Origin of the sequence: Bradyrhizobium sp. MOS002, from assembly GCF_003020115.1 — a bacterium.
In the GTDB taxonomy this organism is placed as follows: domain Bacteria; phylum Pseudomonadota; class Alphaproteobacteria; order Rhizobiales; family Xanthobacteraceae; genus Bradyrhizobium.
Map to the genome: position 1 here is coordinate 140653 of NZ_PYFX01000008.1, position 24760 is coordinate 165412.

A 24760-nucleotide genomic window follows, 5' to 3' on the forward strand; every position below is an offset into this window, starting at 1 on the left:
TGATTACGACGCCGCGCGCGAGGCCTCGGCCGACAGCCGCCCAAGCAGCGACCTTGCCGTATCCGACGGCGACAGCGAATCCACCGAGACGACGGGATCGCTGCGCATCTCGTGCTTGCCGTTCGACGTGTGCCGCATCACTGAGGAGAGGCGGCGGGCGATCATGTGGGCGGTGCGGAAGTCGGTCTCGGCGAATACGACGATGACCGAACCGTCCTTTTGCGCCACGCCAAAATCCATCTGCCGCATCAGGCGGCTCAGAATGCGCGCAGCATCGAGCTGGGCCCGGGAATTGCCGGGATCGAACGCGAAGCGTGCGACCGAAAGACCGCCGCCGCGGGCCAGCGTCTGCTCGACCGCCTTGGCAAAATCGCGCGCAAAAGCTTCCACCGTGAGCAGGCCACTGCGTGGGTCGAGCCAGCCGCCGGCATCGATCGAGCGCAGCGTGCGGCTCAGCTGGGCTTCCATGGCGTGCTGGCGGATCAAGGTCAGCGCGTTGGCGGCGACCTTCGCCGGCTCGCCCGGGATCAGCTCGAGATTGGGCAGGTCGTAAGTCTGCGTCAATTGATGCGCGGTGACGACCACGGGCAGGCTGCGGAAACGGGTGTCCTCGGCGAGCACCGTGAGGAAGGCATCGGTCACGCGGGGGGTAAAGCCTTCGGCGAGCACGACACCGTCGAGGTCGCGGGTGTTGAGATGCTTGGCCGCGGCCTCGATCGAGAGCGCCCCGATGACGCCGACGCGCTCGCCGAGCGCAACGGAAAGCGCGGGGTAAGCCGCGCCGCGGCCGATCAGGAGCACTGTGGCATCGCGAACGGGATCGGCCTCCGGCAGCGCGACTTTCACCTCGGGCAGCCGGCGCAGCACCGTGGCATGAAGCGTGCGAATGCGCAGCGCGGCGCGAAGCCGCGCGATCAGGCGTTCGGAATGACCGGCGCGCGAAGAGGAGAATGGCAGGGCGTTGTGCGGGAGCGTGCCCGCCGCATCCAGCGCCACGAAGGGAAGGTAGGGTGATTGCTCCGCGATCTTCCTCGCGAGCGGTGCCAGATAGGGCTCGTGCCCGGCATGCATCGCGGCGAGGACCACGGCCGGCTGCACCTCCTCGACCGCGCGTGCCGCGCCCGCCCAGCCGGTGTCGATCACGGGGAAGAATCGCGCCTCGTCCAGCGCCGTAATGAAGCCCGGCCGCTCGGCATTGGACACAAACAGGATCGGGCCAGCCTGGGACATCGAGAGACTCTGATCACGCGACAGGTGCTGCGCAATCTAGTCCGGCCGCCTTAATGCAGCGTCAATGGAACGGTCGAAACTACGCTTAGACCGGCCCGGAACGGTCGCGAAAAGCTTCGACCATCAGGGGGTTAAGCCCGAGCTCGCTGAGCGCTTCGCGGGCGCGGGCATTGTCCTGGGCCCGGCCCGCGAGCCGGTGACCGGAGAGCCGGTCGGGCAGCGCGGTCAGCAGCGCGCCCTGGCCGAGCCGGCGTGCCCATTCCTGGAGGTCGTTGGAGAGGAAGCGGTAGCCGCCGACAGCCATGATCCCGGAGGGCGGCGCGGTGATGCAGATCGCGCCGCTGGGACGGTCGAGCCGTGCGGCATAGCCGGTGTCGACATAGTCGCGTGGCGGCTGCGCGATCAGGGTGTCGCCGACCGGCTGCGGCGGGGCGTAGGCCGCGATCGGCACCATCGGGCCGCGCAGCCCGAGCGTTCCTTTCGGCGTCAGCAGGATCTCGCCGGCGATCGACGAACCCGACTGCTCGCGCGGCGCGCCGTGTGGTCCCGGCATCACCGGCACCGGCATGCCGTCGTCGCCACGCCGTGCGCCGAACAATCCGGCCTCGCCGAACAGATAGACGTCCGTGAACGGCGCATGCGGCGCGATCCATGCCTCGCTCGCTGCCACCTGCTCGGGGGCGCGCCACAGGCCGATGACGTTGCGCAAGGTCGGCATCCGCGCCGCCAGATCGGAATCGCCGAGCCGCTGGGCGAATTGTGCCGGTGCGATCAGCACGTCGCATTCGTGCGCGTTGACCTGCTGCTCCAGCACGTCGTTCTCGAACGGATGATGCAGCGCCAGCGTGCCGCCGCACAGCAGCCACACTGCGAGCGAGGAGGCGAGCCCTGCGAACGACATCGGTGTGAACGCCGCCATCACGGTCGCGCCTTGCCTGATGTCGGCTTCCAGCGACATCGCGAGCCCACCGGCGATCAGGCTGAAATGCGGCCGCGGCACCGGACGAAAGCCTTCCGCGGTGACGTCGAAGGAGATCATCGCCGCCTTGCGGCCATCCTGGATCACGGCGCGCGCGGTGCCGGGCGGACGGGCCTGCACGTCGTCGAGCGAGGCCATGCCTTCGGGCAGGTTGGTGCCGAAGCCGCAGACATGGCGGATCGAGAAGGCTTCCGCGGCCGCGTGCATCGCGAGATCGGCATAGTTGACGCCGTCGACGGTGCTCATGGTGACGATGGCGCGCGCCGCGGTGCGGTTCAGAGCGGCGGTCAGTTCGGCATGGCGCCAGAGCAGCGGCAGCACGGCGACGACGAGGCCGGCGCGATGGGCGGCGAGAACGGTGAGCACGAACTCGACCGTATTCGGCAGCTGGATGGCGATGACGGAATTGGCCGGCAGGCCTGATTCGACGAAATAGGCGGACAGCGCCTCGATGGCCGTGTCAGCCTCGGCATAGCTCATCCGCCGCGGCTCGTGCCCGGTCACGCGGAACTTGTTCAGCGGGTCAAGCAGTGCGGTCGCGTGCGGCTGCCGCATCAGCGTGCGCTGAAACAGCGTGTCGAGCGTCGGCGATACGGCTGGCTGGTTCACGGCGTCACTTTGCTTGATGAGCTTGCGGCTGCCCCTTCGACCACCAGGTCTCCGGCAAATAGCCGGACAGCGAGATGGCCTCTGGCCGTTCTATCGGATTCCAGCGCGCGATCCATTGCTCGGATACGTTAAACAGGGGGATTGTATAGAATCCGGAGATCAAAGCGCGATCGAGCGCCCGCACCGCCGACACGAAAGCCGTATGTTCACGGGCTTCCAGCAGTGCGGCGATCATCGCATCGACCGCGGGATCCCTGGCCCCCATGTAGTTGCGGGTGCCCGGACTGTCGGCGGCGGCGCTTCCCCAGTAGAAATATTGCTCGTTACCGGGCGACAGCGACTGGTCCCAGCGGTTCTGAATCATGTCGAATTCGTAGGCGAGCCGGCGCTGGTCGAACTGCACGGGATCGACCGATCGCACGCCGGGCTCGATGCCGGCGCGCCTGAGGTCGCGCTGGAAGGCAAGCGCGACGCGTTCCTGGTCGCGGGTCGTGACCAGGATCTCGAAGGTGAAGGGCGCCTTGGTCGCGCGGTTGCGCAGCACGGTGCCGTCGAGATCATAGCCGGCCTCCGACAACAGCTTCAGGGCCGCGCGCAGCGTGGTCCGGTCACGGCCCGAACCGTCGGTCACCGGCAGGCGGTAGCTGCCGTCCATGATGTCAGGCGGGATCTGCGCGGCGAACGGCTTGAGCAGCTCGCGCTCGCGCGCATCGGCAGGATGGCCATATGCTGACAGGTCCGAGCCGGCAAAATACCCGGCGGCGCGCGCGTAGAGGTTGAAGAAGTAGTTGCGGTTGACCAGCTCGAAATCGAACAGCAGCGTCAAGGCCTGGCGCACGCGGATGTCGGCGAAGATGGGACGCCTCGTGTTGAACACCAGAAATTCGGAAGGTTGCGGCACGCCGGGCTTGATGGTGTCGCGGATCACCTCGCCATTCTTCGCCGCGGGAAAGTCGTAGCCGTCGTGCCAGCGCAGCGGCTCGTGCTCGATGCGGAAATCATACAGGCCGCGCTTGAAAGCTTCGAACTGGCCGTTGGCCTCGCGAAAATAGTCGAGCCTGATCTCGTCGAAATTGTAGAGCCCGCGATTGATGGCGAGGTCGCGGCCCCAATAGTCGGGATTGCGGGTGAGCGTCACGCTGGCACCGGGCCTCACCGCGGTGACGCGATAGGGGCCGGAGCCGACCGGGCCCGTCAGCGTCGTCTCCTCGAAAGCTGCGACGTCGACCGCGTGTTTCGGCAGGATCGGCATCAGGCCGAGGATCAGCGGCAGTTCACGGTCGTTGGCCCCCGCAAGGTCGAAGCGGACGGTGAGGGGATCTGGCGCCTCGGCACTTGCGACCTTGCCGTAATATTGCCGGTGGTTGGGGCGGCCGTGGTCGCGCAGCAACTGCCAGGAGAACAGCACGTCCTCGGCGCGGACCGGCTTGCCGTCGGAGAAGCGGGCGCGGGGATCGATGTGGAACGTGACAAAGCTCCGCTCGTCATCGGTCTCGACCGATCTGGCGAGCAGGCCGTAGAGCGTGAACGGCTCGTCATTGCCGCGCGCGAGCAGACTCTCGACCACGTAGTTCCGCATCTGCTGCACACCCAGTCCCTTGACGATGAAGGGATTGAGGCTGTCGAAGGTGCCGAGAACGCCCCAGGTCAGCCGGCCGCCCTTGGGAGCGTCGGGGTTGACGTAAGGCATGTGGGCGAAATCGGCAGGCATCGCCGGCTTGCCGTGCATGGCAATGGCGTGGGCTTCCTCGGCCCCTGCGCCGCTTGCCGGGAGCCCCAAGGCGAACGGGAGGACCAAGATAAAGGCCAGGATGCGGAGGCGGACGCAAAGACCCTTAAGGCGGCCCTCGAGAAGGCGCTGGAACATGAACATCGGGACACGTTGATTCGAGGACCGGGTGGGCCTGAATCCTATCACAGGGATTTTCCCCGGGGCGCACGCCGGCGCGCGGTCAAAGACGCTTGTCGGCATTGATCTTTTCGTCGGCCACGTTAAGAAGGCGGGCAATCGCGCACGAGCGCCGAGCCGTCACTTATCCGCCTCATTTGACGGGGAGAGAGCCGCGCCCAAGGCGGCCAGGTTCGGCGTGTCGAGGCGGTTCGGGCACTTCCCGTTCAGAAAGGGTTTTCCGCAATGAATTTCCGTTACTTGGCCGCGTCCGTCCGGCCGCGCGGGCGACTTCTCGCCTTGTTGACGGCGACGGCGTTGGCCGTCCCGTTTGCCGCCGAGGCCCAGGCTCCTGCGCCAGCTCCGGGCGCGCCCGCGCCCAAGGCCGCCCCGAAGGCCGCTCCGAAGGCTGCCCCAAAGGCGCCGGCGCCGGCTGCTCAGGCACCCGCCCAGCCGGCTCCCGCCCAAGGCGCTCCGGCGCAGCAGGGCGCGGCCCAGCCGGCCGATCAGCAGATCCAGCTGATCTATGCCCCCTGGACCAAGTTCTGCCTTAAGGGCCAGGACGCCAATGCCAAGCAGGTTTGCTTCACCGGCAAGGACGGCCGTATCGAGTCGGGCCAGCCGGTCATCGCGGCCGTCATCATCGAGCCGGAAGGCGAACCGAAGAAGATCCTGCGCGTGACGCTGCCGCTCGGCATGCAGCTGGTGCACGGCACCCGCATCATCGTGGATAGCAATCCGCCGTTGCAGAGCCCGTACGTGATCTGCTTCCAGAACGGCTGCATGTCCGACTACGAGGCCACGCCCGACTTCATCAACAGCATGAAGAAGGGCCAGAACCTTGTTGTTCAGGCGATCAATGCCAACGGCGCGCCACTGACGCTGCCGCTGCCGCTCGCGGGCGAATTCCAGAAGGCCTATGACGGTCCGCCGACCGATCCGAAGGTGTTCGAGGAAACGCAGAAGAAGCTGCAGGAAGAGCTCCAGAAGAAGGCTGAAGAGCTGCAGAAGAAGCAGCAGCAAGCGCCTGGCGCCGCTCCGGCCGGACAGAAGTGATCGGCGATCAAATCGCGGACATGAAAAAGGCGCTCGGTTCGAGCGCCTTTTTTGCTGGCCAGTTGATGGCTGCGAAACTCAGTTCAGCGATGGATTGCGCGGGCGGTAACCGCCGGTCTTGTCCTTGACGAAGATCTCGGCGACCTGGGAATGCCGGACCGGTTCGCCGGAATCGTCCGGTACGAGGTTCTGCTCGGAGACGTAGGCGACGTATTCCGACTCAGCGTTCTCCGCGAGCAGGTGATAGAACGGCTGGTCCTTGTGGGGCCGCACCTCCTCGGGGATCGACAGCCACCACTCCTCGGTGTTGTTGAATTCCGGATCGATGTCGAAGATCACGCCCCGGAACGAGAAGATCCGGTGGCGCACGACCTGTCCGATCTGGAATTTGGCGGTCCGCGCTTTAATCATTCCCCGTCGATAGACCAGGATTGTGGCCGATGCTAGTGCCCTGGTCTGGAATTAACCCGCGGGCGCGGGGCAGATAGCCCCCAAATCTTCAGAAAACACTTCATCAATGGTCGATATCCTCAATCTGGCTCTACCTTATTTCGGCTTGATCTTCGTTGGATTCGCCTGCGGCAAGGTCAAATCCCTGCCGGAATCGGGCCTCGCCTGGATGAACTTCTTCCTGCTCTATGTGTCGCTGCCGGCGCTGCTGTTTGCGATCATGTCGAAGACGCCGTTCTCGGAATTGAACAACCCACCGTTCCTGGTCGCGACCACGCTGTCGACGGTTGCGGCGTTCACGCTCGCGTTGGTCGTCGGCAAGGTTCTCGGCGGGCTGACATTGCGCGAGGCGACGCTCGCCGGGCTCTCCGGCGGCTACGGCAATATCGGCTACATGGGACCGGGGCTGGCGCTCGCCGTGCTCGGGCCGAAGGCCTCGGCACCGACTGCGCTGATCTTCTGCTGCGACAGCATCTTCCTGTTCACGATCGTGCCGCTGCTGATCGAGCTCTCCGATCGCGATCATCCCTCGATCGTGCATGCCTTCGGCGTCGTGCTGAAGCAGATCGTGCTCAATCCGTTGATCATGTCGGCCTGTTTCGGCGCGGCCTTCGCATCGCTGCATATCGAGATGCCCGTCGCGCTCGATCGCACCATCACGTTCCTCCAGAACGCAGCCGCCCCGACCGCGCTGTTCGTGCTCGGCGTGACCGTGGCGCTCCGCCCGTTCGACCGGGTCCCGTGGGAGGTGCCGGGCGTGATCGCGATCAAGCTGCTGATCCACCCGCTCGCGGCGTTCGGCTTGATGCTGGCGTTCGGCCCGTTCGCGCAGCCCTGGGCCGCGACCGCCGTGCTGATGGCCTCGCTGCCGCCGGCGCTCAACGTGTTCGTCATCGCCCGGCAGAACGACGCCTGGATCGAACCCGCCTCCGTCGCGGTGCTGCTCGGGACGTTCGCGTCCGTGGTCACGCTGACCAGCGTGATGTGGGCGATCCAGACCGGCCGGCTGGCGTTTCCCTAAGCGGTTACTTCCGCCAAGTCGGCGTCAGGCCTTCGCGCATCGCAAAACGCCGGAGCGGGCCGATCGCGCCGAGCAGGTGCATGCCGACCGCGCGGACCGGCTGGAGCGGGAGGAAATCGTTGAGCAGCGAGCGGTTGGCGATGTCGATCGCAAAGGTCCGGCTCAGGATGTCGGGACGCCGGGCGCGGTCGTAACGCGCGAGCACGTCGGGTGCGCCGGCATCCTGGCCTGATGCGATGGCCTCGCCCGCAAGCCGCGCAATGTCGGCGGCATCGCGCAGGCCGAGATTGAGCCCCTGGGCGCCGATCGGGGGAACCACATGGGCGGCTTCGCCGACCAGCGCAATGCGGTCGCGGCCAAAGCATTTGGGACGTTCGATCGCCAGCGGGAAGAGATGGCGCCCGGGCTCCACCTTCATGCGTCCGAGGATCGAGTGCGACTGCTTCTCGATCGCGGCGGACAATTCCTCGTCGCTCAGTCCGCGAAGCCGCTCGGCGTCCGCAGGCGCCGAGACCCAGACGACGCTGGAGCGATCGCCGGGCAGGGGTACGAACACGCACGGGCCGTGCGGCGTGTGGAACTCGGTCGAGACGTTGCGGTGGGGCCGCGCGTGGCTGACGTTGAAGGTCAGCGCCGTCTGGCTCAACTCGCGCCGCGTCACCGCGATGCCGGAGGCTTCGCGGCAAAGCGAATGCCGGCCGTCAGCGCCGACCACGAGGCGGGCCGTGAGAAATTGCGCAGCCGCCGTGCGGATCGCGACGTCATCGGCTTCGATGACGACAGTTTCGGCCTCGTCGTCGAAACGGACGAGACAGGGCAGCTCGGCCGCGCGCGCTTCCAGCGCCAGCATCAGCGAGCGGTTGTCGATGTTGTAGCCGAAGGCATCGAGGCCGATTTCGTGGCAAGAGAACCGGACCTCGGGGCTGCGGAACAGCCGGCCGGTGTCGTCGACCAGCCGCATGATTTCGAGCGCGGCCGCCTTGTCCTTGCAGCGGGACCAGACGTCGAGGCTCTCCAGCAGATCGACGGAGGCACCGAGTAGCGCCGTGGTGCGATTGTCGGCATAAGGCACGCGACGCGCCACCAGTGCGGTCCGTGCGCCCGCCTGCGCCAGTGCGATGGCCGCGCTAAGTCCCGCCGGTCCGCCGCCGATCACGGCCGCGTCAAAGAGTGTCGATGCATCTGTCATGGAACGACATTGGACACGCCCCGCGGCAAATTCAAGCCCACTGATATTTCCCTGATTTTATGACGAATTGTGCGACCGGACGCCGCAATGGCTTATGTGCAAACCGGTGTCATTCTGATAGCAGAAGCCATGGACAGCCAAGAGGATTCCCTGAAGCCCAGGCCCGCGATCCGCGCCGCTGCCTTCTCGGTGCACATCTTCACCGCGTTCGGTGCGGCGATCGCGCTGCTGGCGATGCTTGAGGCCGTGCGCGAGCACTGGGCGGCGATGTTTCAATGGCTGGGCGTCGCCCTCATCATCGACGCGATCGACGGGCCGATCGCGCGCCGGCTCAACGTCAAGGACGTGCAGCCGAACTGGTCGGGCGACGTGCTCGATCTCGTGGTCGATTTCGTCACCTACGTCTTCGTGCCGGCCTATGCGATCGTGGCCAGCGGCTTGCTGCTGCCGGTCGCAGCACCCTTGCTTGGCGTCGCCATCATCGTCACCAGCGCACTATATTTCGCCGATCTGCGCATGAAGGCGGACGATAATCATTTCCGCGGTTTTCCGGCGCTGTGGAATGCGGCGGCGTTCTATCTGTTCCTGCTGCACTGGCCGCCGCTGCTGTCGACGCTGCTGGTCGCAAGCCTGGTGGTGCTGACCTTCGTGCCGTTCCACGTGCTGCATCCGGTGCGCGTCGTGCGGCTGCGCTGGCTGACGATGTCGCTGATCGCGATCTGGGCTCTGCTCTCCCTCTATACGCTGCAAATGGACTTCCGCGTGGGCACCGGCGTGACTGTCGCGCTCTGCGCGATCGCGCTCTGGATCAGCTTCAGCGACGCATTGATACGGCTGACAAGAACTTTCGCATGATGCACCTGTTGACCAGCCCCGAAGCCTGGGCCGCGCTCCTCACCTTGACATCGCTTGAGATCGTGCTTGGGATCGACAACGTCATCTTCCTGTCGGTGATCGTCTCGCGCATTCCCGAGAAACAGGCGCACCGCGCCCGCCAGATCGGGCTCGCGCTGGCGCTGATCTTCCGCATCATCCTGCTCGGCCTCCTGGTCTGGTTGATCGGCCTGACCGCGCCGGTGTTTTCGTTTTCGGGCTACGGCTTCTCCTGGCGCGACCTCATCCTGATCGGCGGTGGCCTGTTCCTGATCGCGAAGGCGACTCACGAGATTCACGGCGAGGTCGAAGCCGATGAAGGCGAGGGCGACGAGAAGCCGCCTCGTAACGCCTTCTTCTGGGTCATCGTCCAGGTCGTGATCATCGACATCGTGTTCTCGCTGGACTCGATCATCACGGCGATCGGCATGGCGCAGGACATCGAGATCATGATCGCGGCCGTCGTGATCGCCTGCCTGATCATGTACATTTCGTCCGGGCCGGTGTCGCGATTCGTCGCGGAGCACCCGACCACCAAAATGCTGGCGCTGGCCTTCCTGGTGCTGATCGGCGTCGCGTTGGTCGCGGACGGATTCCAATTCCACATCCCGCGCGGCTACATCTATTTCGCGATTGCGTTCTCGGCGGCGGTCGAGTTCTTCAACGTGCTGGCGAAGCGCAACCGCAGGAACACCCGCAAGCCGTCGGTCTAGCCGTTCCAGCCAGCGTCGAGTTGACAAGGCGGGCGCGATGTCTTTCGCTGGCCCGCGAGAAGAGGAGGTCAGGTGATGACCAAAGCCGTCCGTGTGCACAAGGTCGGAGGCCCCGAAGTCCTGGTCTATGAGAGCGTCGATGTTCCGGCGCCCGGTCCCGGCGAGGTGCGCATCCGCCAGCATGCCGTCGGCCTGAACTTCATCGACGTCTATTACCGCACCGGCCTCTACAAGGCCCCGGGGCTGCCCTTCATCGCCGGCAACGAGGCCTCGGGCGAGGTCGTCGCGGTCGGGCCGGGCGTGACGAATTTCCACCCCGGCGACCGCGTCGCCTACTACCACAATCTCGGCGCCTATACCGGCGAGCGCAACATCCCCTGGGAGCGGCTGGTCAAGCTGCCCGATCACATCACCTACGAGCAGGGCGCCGTGCTGATGCTGAAGGGGCTGACGGTCTGGTATCTCCTGCACAAGACCTTCAAGGTCGAGCCGCATCATCGCGTGCTGATCCATGCCGCGGCCGGCGGCATCGGCCTGCTCGCCTGCCAATGGGCGAGGGCGATGGGCGCTCACGTCATCGGCACCGTCGGCTCGCGCGAAAAGGCCGCGCTTGCCGAAGCCAATGGCTGCGACCATGTCATCCTCTACAACGAGGAAGACTTCGTCGCGCGCGTCAAGCAGATCAGCCGCAACGAGGGTTGCGACGTGGTCTATGACGGCGTCGGCAAGTCGACGTTCCCGGGCTCGCTGTCCTGCCTGAAGCCGCGCGGGATGTTCGTCTCCTTCGGCAATGCCTCAGGCCCGGTGCCGCCATTCTCGATCGCCGAGCTCAACACTCACGGCTCGCTGTTTGCGACCCGGCCCAAGCTCAACGACTATATCGGTACGCGCAAGGAGTTGCTGGAAGGCGCCGACACGCTGTTCGCCGCCGTCATCAACGGCAAGCTGCACGTGCCGATCAACCATGCCTACGCGCTCAAGGACGCCGCCAAGGCGCATATCGATCTCGAAAGCCGCAAGACCACGGGCGCGTCGATCCTGAAGCCGTAGCTCACCGTCATTGCGAGCAAAGCGAAGCAATCCAGAATCTTTCCGTTGAGGCAGTCTGGATTGCTTCGTCGCTGCGCTCCTCGCAATGACGAGCTTACGCCACCCGCCGTGCCGCGCCGGCCCTGGTCAAGATCCCGTCGAGACAATCGATCATCTCGGCGATCTCGGCCCGCGTGACGTTCAGCGCCGGCATGAAGCGCAGCGTGTCGACCTGCGGCGCGTTGAGGAGCACGCCGGCCTCGAACGCCTGCGCGACGATGCCGGGTGCGATCGGCAGCTTGAGGTCGAGCGCGAGCAGGAGCCCGCGGCCACGCACTTCGCCGAGCCCATGCCGCGCCGAGACCTTCTGCAATTCGCTTTCGAGCAGCAGGCCGGTTTCGGTCGCTGTCTTCAGGAAGTCCGGCTTGCTGACTTCGTCGAGCACCGCGAGCCCCGCCGCGCACATGATCGGGTTGCCGTTGAATGTGCCGCCCTGGTCGCCGTGCTCGAAGCAGGCCGCCCGTTCGGTCGCGAGCAGCGCCGCGAGCGGCACCCCGCCGCCGATGCCCTTGCCGAGCGTCATGATGTCGGGCGCGACGCCGGTGTGCTCGTAGTGGAAGAGCTTGCCGGTCCGGCCCATCCCGGTCTGGATCTCGTCGAAGATCAGGAGGAGGCCGTGCGCGTCGGTGAGGGCGCGCAACTCCTGCAAGAACTGATCGGTCGCCGGCCACACGCCTGATTCACCCTGGATCGGCTCGAGCATCACAGCGACGGTGTTGTCGTTGATCAGCTTTTCGACCGACGCGATGTCGTTGAGCTTCGCCTTCTTGAAGCCGGCGACCTTGGGTTCGAACAGCGGCTCGAAGGCCTTCTTGCCTGAAGCCGACATCGTCGCCAGCGTGCGGCCGTGAAAGCCGCCTTCGAAGCTGATGATCTCGAACGCGCCGCCTCTATGGATACTGCCATATTTGCGCGCGAGCTTGATGGCGCCCTCATTGGCTTCCGCACCGGAATTGGCAAAGAACACCTGATCGAACGCGCTGTTTGCGACAAGCTGCTCAGCGAGCTTCAGGCTCGGCTCGTTGTAGAAGGCCGGGCTTGGCGTCAGCAGCCGCTTGGCCTGCGCGGCAAGCGCGTCGGCGATCGCCGGCGGGGAGTGGCCGAGGCAGTTGACGGCCCAGCCCTGCACGAAATCGAGATAGCGCTTGCGGCTGTCGTCCCAGAGGTAGGAGCCGGCGCCGCGGACGAACACGGTCCTGGGCCGGGCGGTGATGTCCATCAACGCGTCATAAGGATGGGTGGCGTTGGTCATGTCGAACTCCTCTGGAGGCGGGGGGAAAGGGCGCGCGAAAAGCAAAAAGGCCGCACCTTGCGGGTGCGGCCTTTTCGAAAACTTACGCTGAACTGAGTGGCTCAGCGGCGTCGTCGGACATGGCGCACCCTCTCATCGTCGCGGGAGCGACGGCGGAGCATTTCGGTGCGCTGATGGGTCCGAGCGTTGATCATGGGGCGCGGCAATACATGCGAATGGCGGGGCTTGTCAAGCGGGTGTTTTACAAACCACACGCCCAGCGTGCATGGGTCAAGAGAGATACGCGGCTGAAACCATCGCGTCTCTAGCGCGTTTGTGATCACAGGACGCGAATTGGTTCGAACCGAACGCATGAAGGTTCAGACCAAGAGGAGCGGGACCAATCAGATAGTTTTAAGCCTTGTCCGACACGCCTTATCCGATCGACCTCGACAGCATTCGCGGCGCGTTTCCGCCGGGCATCGAGGCGCCGCCGCTGTTGCTGGACTTCGCCGGCTGGCTGAAGGGACGGCCCTGGGGCAGCGTCGGCTGCTTCTCGCTGCAGGGCCAGTTTTCCGATCAGGCGCCGATCTTCGACGGCAGTCCCTTGCGCGACAGGTTTTCGCTGTTCATGCGGCTGCCGGATGGCTCGGCTGTTGGCGGCTGGTATGGCGCGGGTCTCGACCGCGACAACCCGCCGATCGTCGGACTGGGCTCGGAGGGCGATTACGAGCTGCTGGCGCCGAGCCTCGATGGCCTGTTCGCAAAACTGACGTCGCAGCAATTCGACAAGGCGTGGAGCGATCTGAAGCCGCACGACGAGGTCGCATGCCAGACGGTCGAACTCGCGCAGTGGCTGACCGGACGGCTGACCGGGGAGATGGCGGCGCCCGATGACCACGCGTCGGAGCTGCCCGACTTTCGCGGCTTCATGGAAAAATGGAGCCGGGATCGCGAAGACTACTGGGCCAATCATCGCTTGATGGCCGAACTCGGCTGGCGTCTCGCCGCGCATCTGCCGAAGGGCAAGAAGCCCTGGGACAAGACGAGCTTCGAGATCGCGATCGTCGGCAGGCAATACGAGGGGCGTGTCCTGACGCGCGGGCCGCAGCCGTTCGAGGAAGCCGCCTCGATCGAATCCCTGCTGCGCGACCTGCGTGAGGAGATGCGCCGCGCGCAGCCCGCGCTCGGGCTGTGGCACGCCATGAAATTCGGGCTCTATGCCGACGGCCGGGTCATGCCGAACTTCGAATACGATGTGCGCCCGAGCATCGACGGCGAGCCAGCGAAGCTGTCGGAGGCGCAAGCTGATCTTGCCCGCGCACCGCGGCCGGAGCGCTGGGTGCCGAAATGGCTGGCGGCATCCTGAAGCTCGGAATGCCGCGAAGCTGCCGCCCAGCCGGCGCGCCGAAATCCTCCGCTGTCGCGCCATCATGACCTCGCGGGAACGTCACCTTCGATCCCCTTGACTTAGAGCGCGCTCGAAGGGGTATCTGTACGTGCGTCAGTACGAGAACGGGCACACATGAAGATCGGCGACCTCGCAAAACGAACCGGCCTATCGACGCACACGCTGCGCTACTATGAGCGCATTGGACTGCTGCCATACGCTGACCGGGATCGCTCCGGCCAGCGCGACTTTGACGCATCGATCCTCACATGGATCGCATTCCTTGGTCGGCTCAAGACCACCGGAATGCCGATCCGGGACATGTTGCGTTACGCGGCGCTTCGTGACGAAGGCGACGCTACCGGGCCAACCCGGCAGCAGATGCTGGAAGTCCACCGGGAACAGGTTCGCACGCAGATTGCCGAACTTCAGGAATGCCTGCTCGTCCTTGATACCAAGATCGCCGGCTATGCCGGGGACGAACAGAGGACGAAGGAAAATGACGCACGCCCCAACACAAGACGAAAGCCGCTTCGATCGCGGCCAGCGGGCCCTGTCACGCATTGACGGCAGTGCCGGCGAAAAGGTCGTGGCTTCACTCGCCGACATAGCTCCGGATTTCGCACGATACGTGATCGAGTTTCCGTTCGGCGACATTTACTGTCGCCCGGACCTCGGCCTGCGCGATCGAGAGATCGCGACGATCGCCGCGCTGACGGCGCTTGGAAATGCCGCGCCTCAGCTCAAAGTGCATCTCGAGGCGGGGCTGAATGTCGGGCTGTCTCGCGACGAGATCGTGGAGATCATCATGCAGATGGCCGTCTATGCGGGCTTCCCGGCGGCGCTGAACGGGCTGTTCGCAGCGAAGGAAGTGTTCGCCGCGCGTGACGAACAGCAGGCGTCGGGAGAAGCGACCTGACCTCGTAGTTCGGCACGCCCAGCCTGAACGCCGGCTGCTGGAATGCCTGAGGCGCGCCGGTCTTGCCGGCGTGCCGCGGCCGGAATCTCAGAATCCCGCGACGCTGCCGTGCAGATCGTATTGATCGGCGCGTTCGATCTTCGCGGTGACGATCTCGCCAACGCGCAGCGGGCGGCGGCTCGACAGGTAGACGGCGCCGTCGATCTCGGGCGCATCGGCCTTGGAGCGGCCTTTTGAGACGGTCGGGCCGACCTCGTCGATGATGATCTGCTGGCGGGTGCCGACCTTGCGCTTCAGCCTGCGCGCGGAAATCTTCTGCTGGCGCGCCATCAGCGCATTGTAGCGCTCCTGCTTGATCTCTTCCGGCACGGGGTTCTCGATCGCGTTCGCGGTGGCGCCAGCGACGGGCTCGTACTTGAAGCAGCCAAGCCGATCGATCTCGGCTTCGTCCAGCCAGTCGAGCAGATAGGCAAAGTCGGCATCGGTTTCTCCGGGGAAGCCGACGATGAAGGTCGAGCGCAAAGCGAGATCGGGACACTGCTCGCGCCAGCGCTTGATGCGCGCCAGCGTCTTGTCCTGCGCCGCCGGGCGCTTCATCGCCTTCAGCACCTCGGGACTCGCGTGCTGGAACGGGATGTCGAGATAGGGCAGCACCTTGCCCTCGTTCATCAGCGCGATGACCTCGTCGACATGCGGGTAGGGGTAGACATATTGCAAGCGGACCCAGGCGCCGAGTTCGCCGAGCTCGCGCGCGAGGTCGATGAATTTGGCGCGGACCTGGCGATCCTTCCACGGGCTCTCGGCGTATTTGAGATCGACGCCGTAGGCCGAGGTGTCCTGCGAGATCACCAGCAGCTCTTTCACGCCGGCGCCGACCAGGCGCTCGGCTTCGCGCAGCACATCATTGGCCGGGCGTGAGACGAGGTCGCCGCGCAGTTTTGGAATGATGCAGAAGGTGCAGCGGTTGTTGCAGCCCTCGGAGATCTTCAGATAGGCGTAGTGCCGCGGCGTCAGCTTGATGCCCTGCGGCGGCACCAGATCGAGATGCGGATTGTGGGCGGGCGGCAGCGCGCGGTGGACCGCGTCGAGCACGCTCTCATATTGCTGCGGGCCGGTGATGGAGAGCACGCCGGGATAGGCCTGCTCGATCTGCTCGGGTTCCGCGCCCATGCAACCGGTCACGATCACCTTGCCGTTTTCGGCCATGGCTTCGCCGATCGCCGAGAGCGATTCCTGCTTGGCGCTATCGAGGAAGCCGCAGGTGTTGACGATGACGATGTCGGCCCCGTCATGCTTGCGGGCGAGCTCGTAGCCCTCGGCGCGCAGACGCGTGATGATGCGCTCGGAATCCACCAAAGCCTTGGGGCATCCGAGCGACACGAAGCTGACCTTGGGCGCAGCCGTCTGATCCATATCCAAATCTGCCTGATTGACAGGGTTGAGCTAGTCCCAATTGCCCATAATTACAACCCTTTGCATGGCCTGCGGGCATGCTATGGATGAATCACTGGTGGTGAGTGAGCAATGAGCGCCGAACAGTCGCCCAAAATCGTGATCGTCGACGAAAGCCCGATCCGGGCTGCGATCCTCGAGGAAGGGTTGCGCGAGGCCGGATTCACGCAGATCGTCCATATCAGCGAGATGCAAAGCCTGCTCGCCCGTATTTATGCGGTCGATCCCGATATCATCCTGATCGATCTGGAAAACCCCAGCCGCGACGTGCTTGAAGCGATGTTCCAGGTCAGTCGCGCCGTGCGGCGCCCGATCGCGATGTTCGTCGACCAGAGCGATTCATCCTCGATCCAGGCTTCGGTCGAGGCGGGGGTCTCCGCCTATATCGTCGACGGGCTGAGGAAGGAACGCATCAAGCCGATCCTCGACCTCTGCGTGTCGCGCTTCAATGCCTTCGCAAAACTCCAGGAGGAACTGGAGCGCACCAAGTCGCAGCTCGAGGATCGCAAGGTCATCGAGAAGGCCAAGGGCATCCTGATGAAGGTGAAGGGCCTCACCGAGGACGAGGCCTATGTGCTGCTGCGCTCCACCGCGATGCGCGAGAAGAAGAAAATCGGCGAGATCGCCCAGTCGATCATCACCGCGTCGGAGATGCTGAAATGACTGCTCCCCTCCGCATCGGGTTCATTCCGCTGGTCGATGCCGCAGCGCTGATCGTTGCCGTCGACAAGGGATTTGCCGCGGCCGAAGGGCTCGAGGTCGAACTGGTCCGCGAGGTCTCCTGGTCCAACGTCCGCGACAAGCTCAATATCGGCTTGTTCGACGCCGCGCATCTGCTCGCGCCCGTCGCGATTGCGTCCTCGCTCGGTCTCGGCCACGTCAAGGTGCCAATCGCGGCGCCCTTCAATCTCGGCATCAACGGCAACGCGATCACGGTCTCGCCAGCACTTCATGCCGCGCTGATGGAGGAGACCGACGGCGACCGCTTCGATCCGCTCGTCACGGCGAAAGCGTTGGCTCGCGTGGTCGCCAAGCGGCGCAAAGCGGGGGCCGATCCGTTGACCTTCGGCATGACCTTCCCGTTCTCGACCCACAATTACCAATTGCGGTTCTGGATGGCGGCGGCCGGCGTCGATCCCGACGAGGACGTGCGGCTGGTAGTGTTGCCGCCGCCCTATATGGTCGACAGCCTCGCCAATGGTCATGTCGATGCGTTCTGCGTCGGCGCGCCCTGGAATTCGATCGCGGTCGATCTCGGGATCGGCCACATCCTGCATTTCGTCTCCGACATCCTGGCCCATGCGGCGGAGAAGGTATTGGCGCTCCGCCAGGTCTGGGCCGACAAGAATCCGGACGTGGTCGCGAGCCTGGTGCGCGCGGCAGTGAAAGCCGCGGAGTTCATCGAGGATCCGGAAAACCGGACCGAAGCGGCTCGGATCCTGGCGCAACCCGACCGCATCGGCGTGGATGCGGAAGTCATTCAGCGCACCCTCACGGGACGCCTCAAGATTTCGCCGGACGGCATCTTTCGCGAGAGCGGCAGCTACCTTCTGGTGGGACGCGAGGAAGCAGGGCGCCCCGATCCGGTCCAGGCCGCCTGGCTTTATGCGCAGATGGTGCGCTGGGGGCAGACGACGCTGACGCCCGACGGCGTCAAGACGGCCATGGCCGTGTTCAGGCCTGATCTCTACGACGGCGCCCTCGGCCGCCGGCCGCCCACCCAGGCCCCCGCGGCATTCGGCGCATTCGCCGGCCCCGCGTTCGATCCTGCCAATATTCGGGGGCACCTTGAGGCCTTCGAGGTGGGCCGCTGGAAGGCGTGATTCGGCTCTGCATCGTTTTTGAGCGTTGGAGATCCGCGTCTAAATTTTAGGCCGACTGCTCGAATTTCGTAAGAGCTCCAGACCCCTGAGTTCCCTTTGGCGCTCTTAATTGCCTGATACTACAAACATTTTCAATTCATCAAAGCTGGCACGCAACTTGAATGTTGCAGTGCGGCCAGCCTGTCACAGATGCCTGCTGCGCCAAGTCCCAGCAACGAAGCTGATCGGACCGTTGGGTGCACAGCCGGCTCTCGAGCCAGCCGAGCTCCTCGCGGGTCGTGCACTTTCCCTCGATACCACCCAGGTGGCCGCAGGAGCTTCGTTACTGACCATGAAAATCGACACCGTCTCAGTCGACTTTACCGACGACCAGAAACGCTATCTCGAAGGCTTCACGACCGGTCTGCAGATCAGCCGCGTCGGTCGCGGTCTGGGCAGCGGCGCCGGCAAGGCGAACGCCGAGCCGACCGGTCCCGATGCCGTGCACATCAAGGCGCAGGACAAGGTCATCGCCGCGGGCAAGAAGCTCGCCGACCAGGAGAAGGTTAAGCGCGACGAGCATCCCTTCGATGCGTATCCGCGCCTCCGCCAGCAGGCGCTCGACAATACGCCGCCGAGCCCGGCGGACAATTTCCGCTGGCGCTATTACGGCATCTTCTACGTCGCGCCGACGCAGGACTCCTACATGTGCCGTCTGCGCATTCCGAACGGCATCATGAAGCACTGGCAGCTGGCCGGCCTTGCCGATCTCGCCGATCAAACGTGCGGGCCTTACAGCCATGTCACGACGCGCGCCAATCTGCAGCTTCGCGAGATCCCGCCGAAGAATGCCGTGAAGCTGATCGAGGGCATTCAGGACCTCGGCCTGTGCTCGCGCGGCTCCGGCGCCGACAACATCCGCAATGTGACGGGAACGCCGACGGCGGGCATCGATCCGCAGGAGCTAATCGACACGCGGCCCTATGCGCGCGAGTGGCACTACCACATCCTGAACGATCGCTCGTTGTATGGCTTGCCGCGCAAGTTCAACGTCGCCTTCGACGGTGCCGGCAGGATCGCCGTGCTCGAGGAGACCAACGACATCGCTTTCACGGCGATCGAGGTGAAGGACGGCTTCGGCGTCGAGCCGGGGGTCTGGTTCCGCCTCGGCCTCGGCGGCATCACTGGCCACAAGGACTTTGCCAAATATTCCGGCATCGTCGTCAAGCCTGAAGACGCCACGGCCGTTGCCGACGCCATCGTGCGCGTCTTCATCGAGCATGGCGATCGCACCAACCGCAACAAGGCGCGGCTGAAATACGTGCTCGACGCCATGGGCCATGACGGCTTTCTCAAGATCGTCGAGGAGCGGCTGAAGACGCCGTTGACGCGCGTGCCGGAAGAGGCGTTTGCGCCGCGGCCGGCCGCGGACCGCATGGCGCATATCGGCGTGCACAAGCAGAAGCAGGACGGCTTGAACTGGATCGGGGTGTCGCTGCCGCTCGGCAAGATCAGCTGCGATCAGATGCGGGGCCTCGCCAAGGTGGCGCGGGACCTCGGCGACGGCGAGATCCGTCTGACCGTCTGGCAGAACCTGCTGATATCAGGGGTACGCGACGAGAATGTCGAACTGGCCGTCGCGGCGATCAAGCAGATCGGGCTTGCGGTCGAGGCCTCGCACATCCGCGCCGGCCTGATCGCCTGCACCGGCAATGCCGGTTGCCGCTTTGCTGCCTCCAACACCAAGCGTCATGCCGCCGAGATCGGCGACTGGTGCGAGCCGCGCGTCGAGATGGACAAGCCGGTCAACATCCACGTCACCGGCTGCCACCATTCCTGTGCCCAGCATTACATCAGCGACATCGGCCTGATCGGGGCGCGTGTGTCTGTCAACGAGGAGGACACGGTGGAGGGCTATCATCTCTTCACCGGCGGCGGGTTCGGCCCTGACGCCGACGTCGGGCAGGAGGTCTATCACGACCTCAAGGCCGAGGACGCGCCGAAGACGGTCGAAGGCCTGCTCAAGGCCTACATCGCCCATCGCTCGTCTCCCGACGAAACCTTCCTGTCCTTTGCGCGCCGCCACGACGGCGAGACGCTGCGCAAGCTTGCCGATGCCGAGGTGTCTTCATGAACCAGATCAGCCCTCCGCCGAAACTCGACATCATTCCCACGAGCGCCCCGTTCTCGGACGCGCAACGCTCCTGGCTGAACGGCTTCTTTGCCGGGCTGCTGTCGCCTGACGCGGCCACGCCGTTGTCGGCGGAGCAGGGCGCCGCTGTCATGCAGGCCGGTGATGGTGACGACGGTGAAGCGCCTTGGCACGACCAGACCATGCCGATCGCCGATCGGATGAAGCTCGCCGAAGGCCGTCCCGTGCGGCGCAAGATGATGGCGGCGATGGCGCAGCAGGATTGCGGGCAGTGCGGCTACAATTGCCACGACTATTCGGAGGCGATCGCGGGCCGCAGTGAAGCGCGGCTCAACCTTTGCGTCCCCGGCGGCAAGGAAACCGCGCGGATGCTGAAGTCGCTGCATGAAGAGCTGGACAAGGCGCCGGCGCCCAAGGCTGGCGACAAGGCGTCCGACAAGGGCGACGCGGTGACGGCTCCCGCCGTGACCGTGACGATCGCCGAGCCCGGCCGCTCGCGCGACAATCCTGTTGCGGCGACCTTCCTGTCGCGCCGTCTTCTCAACAAGGGAAAGTCCGAGAAGGAAACCTATCACGTCGAGTTCGATCTTTCCGACAGCAAGCTCGACTATGTCGTCGGTGACAGTTTTGGCGTGTTCGCGCGCAACGAGCTCGGTCTCGTCGACCAGGTCATCGCGTTGCTCGGTGCCTCCCACACTACCAAGGTCAACGGCAAGACGCTGCGCGAGGTGCTGGTCGATGACGTCTCGCTGTCGCCGGCGCCCGATACGCTGTTCGAGCTGATCTCCTTCATCACCGGCGGCGCGCAGCGCGAGAAGGCGCGGGCGCTGGCGCAGGGCGAGGATCCCGATGGCGATTCCGCCACGCTCGACGTCATGGCGGCGCTGCAGAAATTTTCGGGCACGCGGCCTCATCCCGAAGCCTTCGTCGAGGCGCTGGAGCCGCTGCAGCCGCGGCTCTACTCGATCTCGTCCTCGCACAATGCCACCCCCGGAAAGCTGTCGCTGACGGTCGATTCCGTGCGTTACGTGATCGGCAAGCGCAAGCGCATCGGCGTCGCCTCGACCTTCCTCGGCGAGCGCATCGCCGAGGGCGATAAGCTCAAGGTCTATGTGCAGAAGGCGCACAATTTCGGCCTGCCGCAGGATCCGAAGACGCCTATCATCATGATCGGCCCCGGCACCGGCATTGCGCCGTTCCGCGCCTTCCTGTTCGACCGCAAGGCGACCGGTGCGCCCGGCAAGAACTGGTTGTTCTTCGGCCATCAGCGCAGCGATTGCGACTTCTTCTACCAGGAGGAGCTCAACGCGATGAAGACCTCGGGCCTGCTCACGCGCATGTCGCTGGCCTGGTCGCGCGACGGCGAGAAGAAGTTCTACGTGCAGGACCGCATGCGCGAGGTCGGCCGCGAGCTGTGGACGTGGCTTGCCGAGGGGGCGCATCTCTACATCTGCGGCGACGCCAAGCGCATGGCCAAGGACGTCGAGCGTGCACTGGTCGACATCGTCGCCCAGTTCGGCGCGCGTTCGACCGACGAAGCCGTCAGCTTTGTCGCCGAGCTCAAGAAGACGGGCCGCTTCCAGGCTGACGTCTACTAGCTGTCATCCAGGCGTCGTCCGAGCCGGTTCCAACTGGCTCGGATTTGAACGAATAAGATTCTCGAAAGCGGCGGGCGAGGAGAATTTGCTCCTGCGATGGGAGGTTTTCAGAGAACCCGCATCGCTATTTCCGCGGGTCTCTTGCCTGCCACCCCGGTTGATCCCTCATAATCCCACAAATGGGGCGTTGGAGATCGACCATGCGCGAACTATCGGCGGAAGCCAGGCTGCACCTCTACGCGCGCTCGCTCTCGCGGCGGACCGGGGCGAGCGTGCATCATGCCGCGATGTACAGCGCGTTCGCCGTCATCGCCGCCATCGTGTTCGGCACGCTCTCGGTGCACCCGTTCTAAGTTGTCGTTCCGGGGCGGCGAAGCCGAACCCGGAACCTCGAGATTCTCAGGTGCGCAATTGCGCACCATGGTCTGATGCTGCGCATCATCCCGGAATGACCGAAAGCCTCACGCCCCGCGCTTGAACGGCGCGACCTCGATCCCTGCATCCTTCAGAGCCTGACGCAGGCCGCGCGCGATGTCGACCGCACCGGGCGTGTCGCCGTGGATGCACACCGTGTCGGTGCGCATCTTGATGACCTTGCCCGTGACCGAGACCACCGCGCCATCCTGCACCATGCGCACCACGCGGTCGGCGATCGCCTTGGCGTCGTGCAGCACCGCGCCTGGCTTCTTGCGCGAGACGAGGTTGCCGTCGTCCTCATAGGCACGGTCGGCGAACACCTCGTGCACCATCGGCAGATTGGCGGCTTCGCCGGCCTTGACCAGCTTCGAATTGGCGAGCACGACGAAAATCAGGCCGGGATCGACCGCCTTGATGCCGGCCGCGATCGCCTTCGCCGTCATGTCGTCCTCGCAGGCGACGTTGGAGAGCGCGCCATGCGCCTTCACATGCGTCACCTTGTGGCCCGCCGCGGTCGCGATCGCCTGCAGCGCGCCAATCTGGTAGGCGACGAGGTTCTCGATCTCGGACGCCTTCAGGCCCGCGATCGGATGGCGGCCGAAGCCGTGCAGGTCGCGATAGCCAGGATGCGCGCCGACCGAGACGCCGCGCGCCTTCGCCAGCTCGACCGTCCGGCGCATGATATCGGGATCGCCGGCGTGGAAGCCGCAGGCGACATTGACCGAGCTCGCCAGTTCGATCATGGCGGCGTCGTTGCCCATCTCCCACGCGCCAAAACCTTCGCCGAGATCGCAATTGAGATCGATCGTCTTCATGGGGTGCTCTCCGTCTCTGATCGTCTTGTCGTTTACGGCTCGGCCGCAACCTGCCAGGTCCCGGCGTCGACGGCACTTACAGCATAGCCCGCGACGTTGGCGTCGCTGAGCGCTTCGATATTGAGCGCGACGGTGTCGGCGGAGCGCAGGCGATCGGGCAGGTTGCGGATCAGTTGCGCGAATTTCTTCGCCTCGTCCTGCGCCTCGGCCATGCTGACCGCCTTGAACCGGAACGCCGTTCCTGCCGAGGTTTGCGCGAGACGGCCGACATCGGCCGTGATCACGGTCGCGATCTTCGGGTAGCCGCCGGAGGTGCCGCGATCCATCATCAGCGCGATCGGCGCGCCGTTGCCGGGCACCTGGATGCTGCCGTTGACCGTACCGTCGGAGACGATGTTGTGGCCGTGCAAATGCTTGATCGCAGGGCCCTCGAGCCGATAGCCCATGCGATCGGAGGTCGCCGAGATCTTCCACTCGCTGTCGAGGAACAGCGCCTTGTTGGCGTCGTCGAACTCGTCGTCCTGCGGTCCCAGCAGGACGCGGATCGGACCGCTCGATGGCTTCGGCAATTCAATGCGCAGGTCCGGTGCACCGCTTGCGGCATCGACGGCGAATTCGTCGCCGGCCTGCAGCGGGCGCGGGTAGGGGCTGCCGAGACCGGCACGGGCGTTGACCGCGAGACTGCCGAACACCTGCTCGCCCTTGATCCCGCCTTCGATCGCCAGATAAGTGAACGCACCGCCGCGGGCGAAGCCCAGCGTCAGCGTCTCGCCGTCCTTCAGTGTCACCGACGTGTCCATGGCGACCGGACTGCCGGCGATGTCCGCGTTACGCGGCGCGCCTGAAATCGCGACGCGCACGGCACCGTCACGCGCGGTGAACGAGGCGCCGAACGGGCCGATCTCGACAACGGCTGCGAACGGTTCGTTGCCGACAAGCGTGTTCGCAGCCGCGAGCGACAGGCGGTCCATCGCTCCGCTGACCGTCAGGCCATAGCGTTGCGCGCCGTGACGTCCGCCGTCCTGGACCGAGCTTGCGGGCCCGATGCTGGCGATCACGAGCCGGCTCATGCGGCCACCTGTTCCGCAATGATCTCGCCGGCCTCGGCGGCGCGGTCTTGTTCCTCGAACGTCTTGTGGTCGATGGCGAAAAACGTCACGCGATCGCCGGGTTCGGTGAGGAAGGTCGGATTGCGGTGGAGCTGATAGGTCCGCACCGGCGTGCGGCCGAGCAGGTGCCAGCCGCTCGGCGCTGCGAGGCACTGGATTCCGGCCTGGATGCCGCCGATCGAGATCGTGCCGGCAGGCGTCAGCAGCCGTGGATTCTGCCGCCGCGACATCTGCAGGGATTTGTCGAGGCCGCTGAGATAGGACCAGCCCGGCGTGAAGCCGATCATGGCGACCTTGTAGTCGCCGGCGACGTGGCGCGCGACGATGTCGTCGGGTGTGGTGTTCAGCGTCTTTGCGACGTCCTCGAGGTCGATGCCGTGCTCGCCGCCATAGGCGACGGGAATGCGCCAGCGACGCGCCCTGGTCGCCGGCGGCAGCGGCTGGCTGGCGAGCGCGAGCAGCTTTTCGCCAAGTGCGTCGAAGCCGATCTTGCCGGGATCGTAGTGCACCAGCAGCGAGCGATAGGTCGGCACGGACTCGGTGATGCCATCGATCGGGCTAGCCGCGAGCGCCTTGTCCAGCGCCAGCACGCGCTGGTTGGCGTCGTCGTCGATGGTACGGCTGAACTCGACCGTGACGGCGCTGTCGCCACTGGGCAGAAGGCGGGGCGGAGGAAGCGTCGCGGACATGGGCTGTCAAAATCGGGCTTCTGGAGCTATGCGGGCTCGGCCTTGAGCTCCGCTGTCCCTGCTTCGCGTAAATGCGCCCGCAAGTCCAA

General features: G+C 65.1%; 23 protein-coding genes. 13 read left to right on the forward strand and 10 right to left on the reverse strand.

Annotation, left to right across the window (positions count from 1 at the left end; all coding sequences use genetic code 11):
* Nucleotides 1-3: 3 nt before the first annotated feature.
* The 3 genes from C7G41_RS23770 to C7G41_RS23780 all read right to left on the reverse strand — a co-directional run bounded on the left by C7G41_RS23770 (nucleotide 4) and on the right by C7G41_RS23780 (nucleotide 4691).
* A complete protein-coding gene (locus C7G41_RS23770; RefSeq protein WP_106944796.1) occupies nucleotides 4-1230 on the reverse strand; it encodes a hypothetical protein in 1227 nt (408 codons plus the stop codon).
* Between the two features lie 85 nt (nucleotides 1231-1315).
* Nucleotides 1316-2818 (reverse strand): class I adenylate-forming enzyme family protein, encoded by a 1503-nt coding sequence (locus tag C7G41_RS23775; protein WP_106944797.1) that lies wholly within the window; start codon nucleotides 2816-2818, stop codon nucleotides 1316-1318.
* A gap of 4 nt (nucleotides 2819-2822) precedes the next feature.
* Nucleotides 2823-4691: an extracellular solute-binding protein gene (locus C7G41_RS23780; protein ID WP_106944798.1), complete on the reverse strand. Its 1869-nt coding sequence runs from the start codon at nucleotides 4689-4691 to the stop codon at nucleotides 2823-2825.
* Between the two features lie 261 nt (nucleotides 4692-4952).
* Between C7G41_RS23780 and C7G41_RS23785 the strand changes: the two genes are divergently transcribed.
* On the forward strand, nucleotides 4953-5762 hold the full coding sequence (locus tag C7G41_RS23785) for an invasion associated locus B family protein (protein ID WP_106944799.1): 810 nt from the start codon (nucleotides 4953-4955) through the stop codon (nucleotides 5760-5762).
* Between the two features lie 78 nt (nucleotides 5763-5840).
* On the opposite strand, the gene hspQ is transcribed toward C7G41_RS23785, so the two are convergent.
* Complete coding sequence (gene hspQ, locus C7G41_RS23790; RefSeq protein ID WP_027518019.1) at nucleotides 5841-6173, reverse strand: heat shock protein HspQ; 333 nt, start codon at nucleotides 6171-6173, stop codon at nucleotides 5841-5843.
* Nucleotides 6174-6279: 106 nt separating this feature from the next.
* On the opposite strand from hspQ, the gene C7G41_RS23795 reads away from it, so the two are divergent.
* Entirely contained in the window at nucleotides 6280-7233 is a 954-nt protein-coding gene (locus tag C7G41_RS23795) for an AEC family transporter (protein WP_106944800.1), read from the forward strand.
* A gap of 4 nt (nucleotides 7234-7237) precedes the next feature.
* Here C7G41_RS23795 and C7G41_RS23800 read toward each other — a convergent pair whose 3' ends face one another.
* Nucleotides 7238-8422 (reverse strand): UbiH/UbiF family hydroxylase, encoded by a 1185-nt coding sequence (locus C7G41_RS23800; RefSeq protein ID WP_106944801.1) that lies wholly within the window; start codon nucleotides 8420-8422, stop codon nucleotides 7238-7240.
* Nucleotides 8423-8509: 87 nt separating this feature from the next.
* Between C7G41_RS23800 and pcsA the strand changes: the two genes are divergently transcribed.
* From pcsA to C7G41_RS23815, 3 genes are all read left to right on the forward strand, one after another.
* A complete protein-coding gene (gene pcsA, locus C7G41_RS23805) occupies nucleotides 8510-9277 on the forward strand; it encodes a phosphatidylcholine synthase (RefSeq protein WP_106944802.1) in 768 nt (255 codons plus the stop codon).
* Complete coding sequence (locus C7G41_RS23810) at nucleotides 9274-10008, forward strand: TerC family protein (RefSeq protein ID WP_106944803.1); 735 nt, start codon at nucleotides 9274-9276, stop codon at nucleotides 10006-10008. The genes pcsA and C7G41_RS23810 overlap by 4 nt, the downstream gene beginning before the upstream one ends.
* Nucleotides 10009-10083: 75 nt before the next feature.
* Nucleotides 10084-11058, forward strand: a complete 975-nt coding sequence (locus C7G41_RS23815; RefSeq protein ID WP_106944804.1) for a quinone oxidoreductase — start codon at nucleotides 10084-10086, stop codon at nucleotides 11056-11058.
* Nucleotides 11059-11152: 94 nt separating this feature from the next.
* On the opposite strand, the gene C7G41_RS23820 is transcribed toward C7G41_RS23815, so the two are convergent.
* Nucleotides 11153-12349 carry an acetylornithine transaminase gene (locus C7G41_RS23820; protein WP_106944805.1) on the reverse strand — a complete coding sequence of 399 codons (1197 nt, stop codon included), beginning with the start codon at nucleotides 12347-12349 and terminating at the stop codon, nucleotides 11153-11155.
* 400 nt (nucleotides 12350-12749) lie between these two features.
* Here C7G41_RS23820 and C7G41_RS23825 point away from each other — a divergent pair, with 400 nt between their 5' ends.
* The 3 genes from C7G41_RS23825 to C7G41_RS23835 all read left to right on the forward strand — a co-directional run bounded on the left by C7G41_RS23825 (nucleotide 12750) and on the right by C7G41_RS23835 (nucleotide 14637).
* Nucleotides 12750-13697, forward strand: a complete 948-nt coding sequence (locus C7G41_RS23825; RefSeq protein ID WP_106944806.1) for a hypothetical protein — start codon at nucleotides 12750-12752, stop codon at nucleotides 13695-13697.
* Nucleotides 13698-13853: 156 nt separating this feature from the next.
* Complete coding sequence (locus C7G41_RS23830) at nucleotides 13854-14285, forward strand: MerR family transcriptional regulator (protein ID WP_106944807.1); 432 nt, start codon at nucleotides 13854-13856, stop codon at nucleotides 14283-14285.
* A complete protein-coding gene (locus C7G41_RS23835) occupies nucleotides 14218-14637 on the forward strand; it encodes a carboxymuconolactone decarboxylase family protein (RefSeq protein WP_106944808.1) in 420 nt (139 codons plus the stop codon). The genes C7G41_RS23830 and C7G41_RS23835 overlap by 68 nt, the downstream gene beginning before the upstream one ends.
* 87 nt (nucleotides 14638-14724) lie before the next feature.
* Here C7G41_RS23835 and rimO read toward each other — a convergent pair whose 3' ends face one another.
* The gene (gene rimO, locus C7G41_RS23840) at nucleotides 14725-16050 is read right to left on the reverse strand and encodes a 30S ribosomal protein S12 methylthiotransferase RimO (protein ID WP_007590900.1); all 1326 of its coding nucleotides are present in this window, start codon (nucleotides 16048-16050) and stop codon (nucleotides 14725-14727) included.
* 111 nt (nucleotides 16051-16161) lie between these two features.
* Here rimO and C7G41_RS23845 point away from each other — a divergent pair, with 111 nt between their 5' ends.
* From C7G41_RS23845 to C7G41_RS23865, 5 genes are all read left to right on the forward strand, one after another.
* A complete protein-coding gene (locus C7G41_RS23845) occupies nucleotides 16162-16752 on the forward strand; it encodes an ANTAR domain-containing response regulator (protein ID WP_106944809.1) in 591 nt (196 codons plus the stop codon).
* The gene (locus C7G41_RS23850; RefSeq protein WP_106944810.1) at nucleotides 16749-17912 is read left to right on the forward strand and encodes a CmpA/NrtA family ABC transporter substrate-binding protein; all 1164 of its coding nucleotides are present in this window, start codon (nucleotides 16749-16751) and stop codon (nucleotides 17910-17912) included. The genes C7G41_RS23845 and C7G41_RS23850 overlap by 4 nt, the downstream gene beginning before the upstream one ends.
* A 331-nt stretch (nucleotides 17913-18243) precedes the next feature.
* A complete protein-coding gene (locus tag C7G41_RS23855) occupies nucleotides 18244-20025 on the forward strand; it encodes a NirA family protein (RefSeq protein ID WP_106944811.1) in 1782 nt (593 codons plus the stop codon).
* Entirely contained in the window at nucleotides 20022-21641 is a 1620-nt protein-coding gene (locus C7G41_RS23860; RefSeq protein ID WP_106944812.1) for a sulfite reductase subunit alpha, read from the forward strand. Before C7G41_RS23855 ends, C7G41_RS23860 begins: the two co-directional genes overlap by 4 nt.
* A 200-nt stretch (nucleotides 21642-21841) precedes the next feature.
* The gene (locus C7G41_RS23865) at nucleotides 21842-21994 is read left to right on the forward strand and encodes a hypothetical protein (RefSeq protein WP_199198570.1); all 153 of its coding nucleotides are present in this window, start codon (nucleotides 21842-21844) and stop codon (nucleotides 21992-21994) included.
* A gap of 108 nt (nucleotides 21995-22102) precedes the next feature.
* Here C7G41_RS23865 and C7G41_RS23875 read toward each other — a convergent pair whose 3' ends face one another.
* The 3 genes from C7G41_RS23875 to pxpB are packed head-to-tail and all read right to left on the reverse strand — an operon-like array spanning nucleotide 22103 to nucleotide 24671.
* On the reverse strand, nucleotides 22103-22873 hold the full coding sequence (locus C7G41_RS23875) for a LamB/YcsF family protein (protein ID WP_106944814.1): 771 nt from the start codon (nucleotides 22871-22873) through the stop codon (nucleotides 22103-22105).
* A 32-nt stretch (nucleotides 22874-22905) separates the two neighbouring features.
* Nucleotides 22906-23943, reverse strand: coding sequence for a biotin-dependent carboxyltransferase family protein (locus C7G41_RS23880; protein WP_106944815.1), 1038 nt, complete (start codon nucleotides 23941-23943; stop codon nucleotides 22906-22908).
* Nucleotides 23940-24671: a 5-oxoprolinase subunit PxpB gene (gene pxpB / locus C7G41_RS23885; RefSeq protein ID WP_106944816.1), complete on the reverse strand. Its 732-nt coding sequence runs from the start codon at nucleotides 24669-24671 to the stop codon at nucleotides 23940-23942. Before pxpB ends, C7G41_RS23880 begins: the two co-directional genes overlap by 4 nt.
* Between the last annotated feature and the right edge of the window lie 89 nt (nucleotides 24672-24760).

Coding starts and splice junctions, on each gene's coding strand:
- C7G41_RS23770 (WP_106944796.1), bottom strand. CDS start 1,230: ATGTCCCAGGCTGGCCCGATCCTGTTTGTGTCCAATGCCGAGCGGCCG.
- C7G41_RS23780 (WP_106944798.1), bottom strand. CDS start 4,691: ATGTTCATGTTCCAGCGCCTTCTCGAGGGCCGCCTTAAGGGTCTTTGC.
- C7G41_RS23785 (WP_106944799.1), top strand. CDS start 4,953: ATGAATTTCCGTTACTTGGCCGCGTCCGTCCGGCCGCGCGGGCGACTT.
- hspQ (WP_027518019.1), bottom strand. CDS start 6,173: ATGATTAAAGCGCGGACCGCCAAATTCCAGATCGGACAGGTCGTGCGC.
- C7G41_RS23795 (WP_106944800.1), top strand. CDS start 6,280: ATGGTCGATATCCTCAATCTGGCTCTACCTTATTTCGGCTTGATCTTC.
- C7G41_RS23800 (WP_106944801.1), bottom strand. CDS start 8,422: ATGACAGATGCATCGACACTCTTTGACGCGGCCGTGATCGGCGGCGGA.
- pcsA (WP_106944802.1), top strand. CDS start 8,510: ATGGCTTATGTGCAAACCGGTGTCATTCTGATAGCAGAAGCCATGGAC.
- C7G41_RS23810 (WP_106944803.1), top strand. CDS start 9,274: ATGATGCACCTGTTGACCAGCCCCGAAGCCTGGGCCGCGCTCCTCACC.
- C7G41_RS23815 (WP_106944804.1), top strand. CDS start 10,084: ATGACCAAAGCCGTCCGTGTGCACAAGGTCGGAGGCCCCGAAGTCCTG.
- C7G41_RS23820 (WP_106944805.1), bottom strand. CDS start 12,349: ATGACCAACGCCACCCATCCTTATGACGCGTTGATGGACATCACCGCC.
- C7G41_RS23830 (WP_106944807.1), top strand. CDS start 13,854: ATGAAGATCGGCGACCTCGCAAAACGAACCGGCCTATCGACGCACACG.
- C7G41_RS23835 (WP_106944808.1), top strand. CDS start 14,218: ATGACGCACGCCCCAACACAAGACGAAAGCCGCTTCGATCGCGGCCAG.
- rimO (WP_007590900.1), bottom strand. CDS start 16,050: ATGGATCAGACGGCTGCGCCCAAGGTCAGCTTCGTGTCGCTCGGATGC.
- C7G41_RS23845 (WP_106944809.1), top strand. CDS start 16,162: ATGAGCGCCGAACAGTCGCCCAAAATCGTGATCGTCGACGAAAGCCCG.
- C7G41_RS23850 (WP_106944810.1), top strand. CDS start 16,749: ATGACTGCTCCCCTCCGCATCGGGTTCATTCCGCTGGTCGATGCCGCA.
- C7G41_RS23855 (WP_106944811.1), top strand. CDS start 18,244: ATGAAAATCGACACCGTCTCAGTCGACTTTACCGACGACCAGAAACGC.
- C7G41_RS23860 (WP_106944812.1), top strand. CDS start 20,022: ATGAACCAGATCAGCCCTCCGCCGAAACTCGACATCATTCCCACGAGC.
- C7G41_RS23865 (WP_199198570.1), top strand. CDS start 21,842: ATGCGCGAACTATCGGCGGAAGCCAGGCTGCACCTCTACGCGCGCTCG.
- C7G41_RS23875 (WP_106944814.1), bottom strand. CDS start 22,873: ATGAAGACGATCGATCTCAATTGCGATCTCGGCGAAGGTTTTGGCGCG.
- C7G41_RS23880 (WP_106944815.1), bottom strand. CDS start 23,943: ATGAGCCGGCTCGTGATCGCCAGCATCGGGCCCGCAAGCTCGGTCCAG.
- pxpB (WP_106944816.1), bottom strand. CDS start 24,671: ATGTCCGCGACGCTTCCTCCGCCCCGCCTTCTGCCCAGTGGCGACAGC.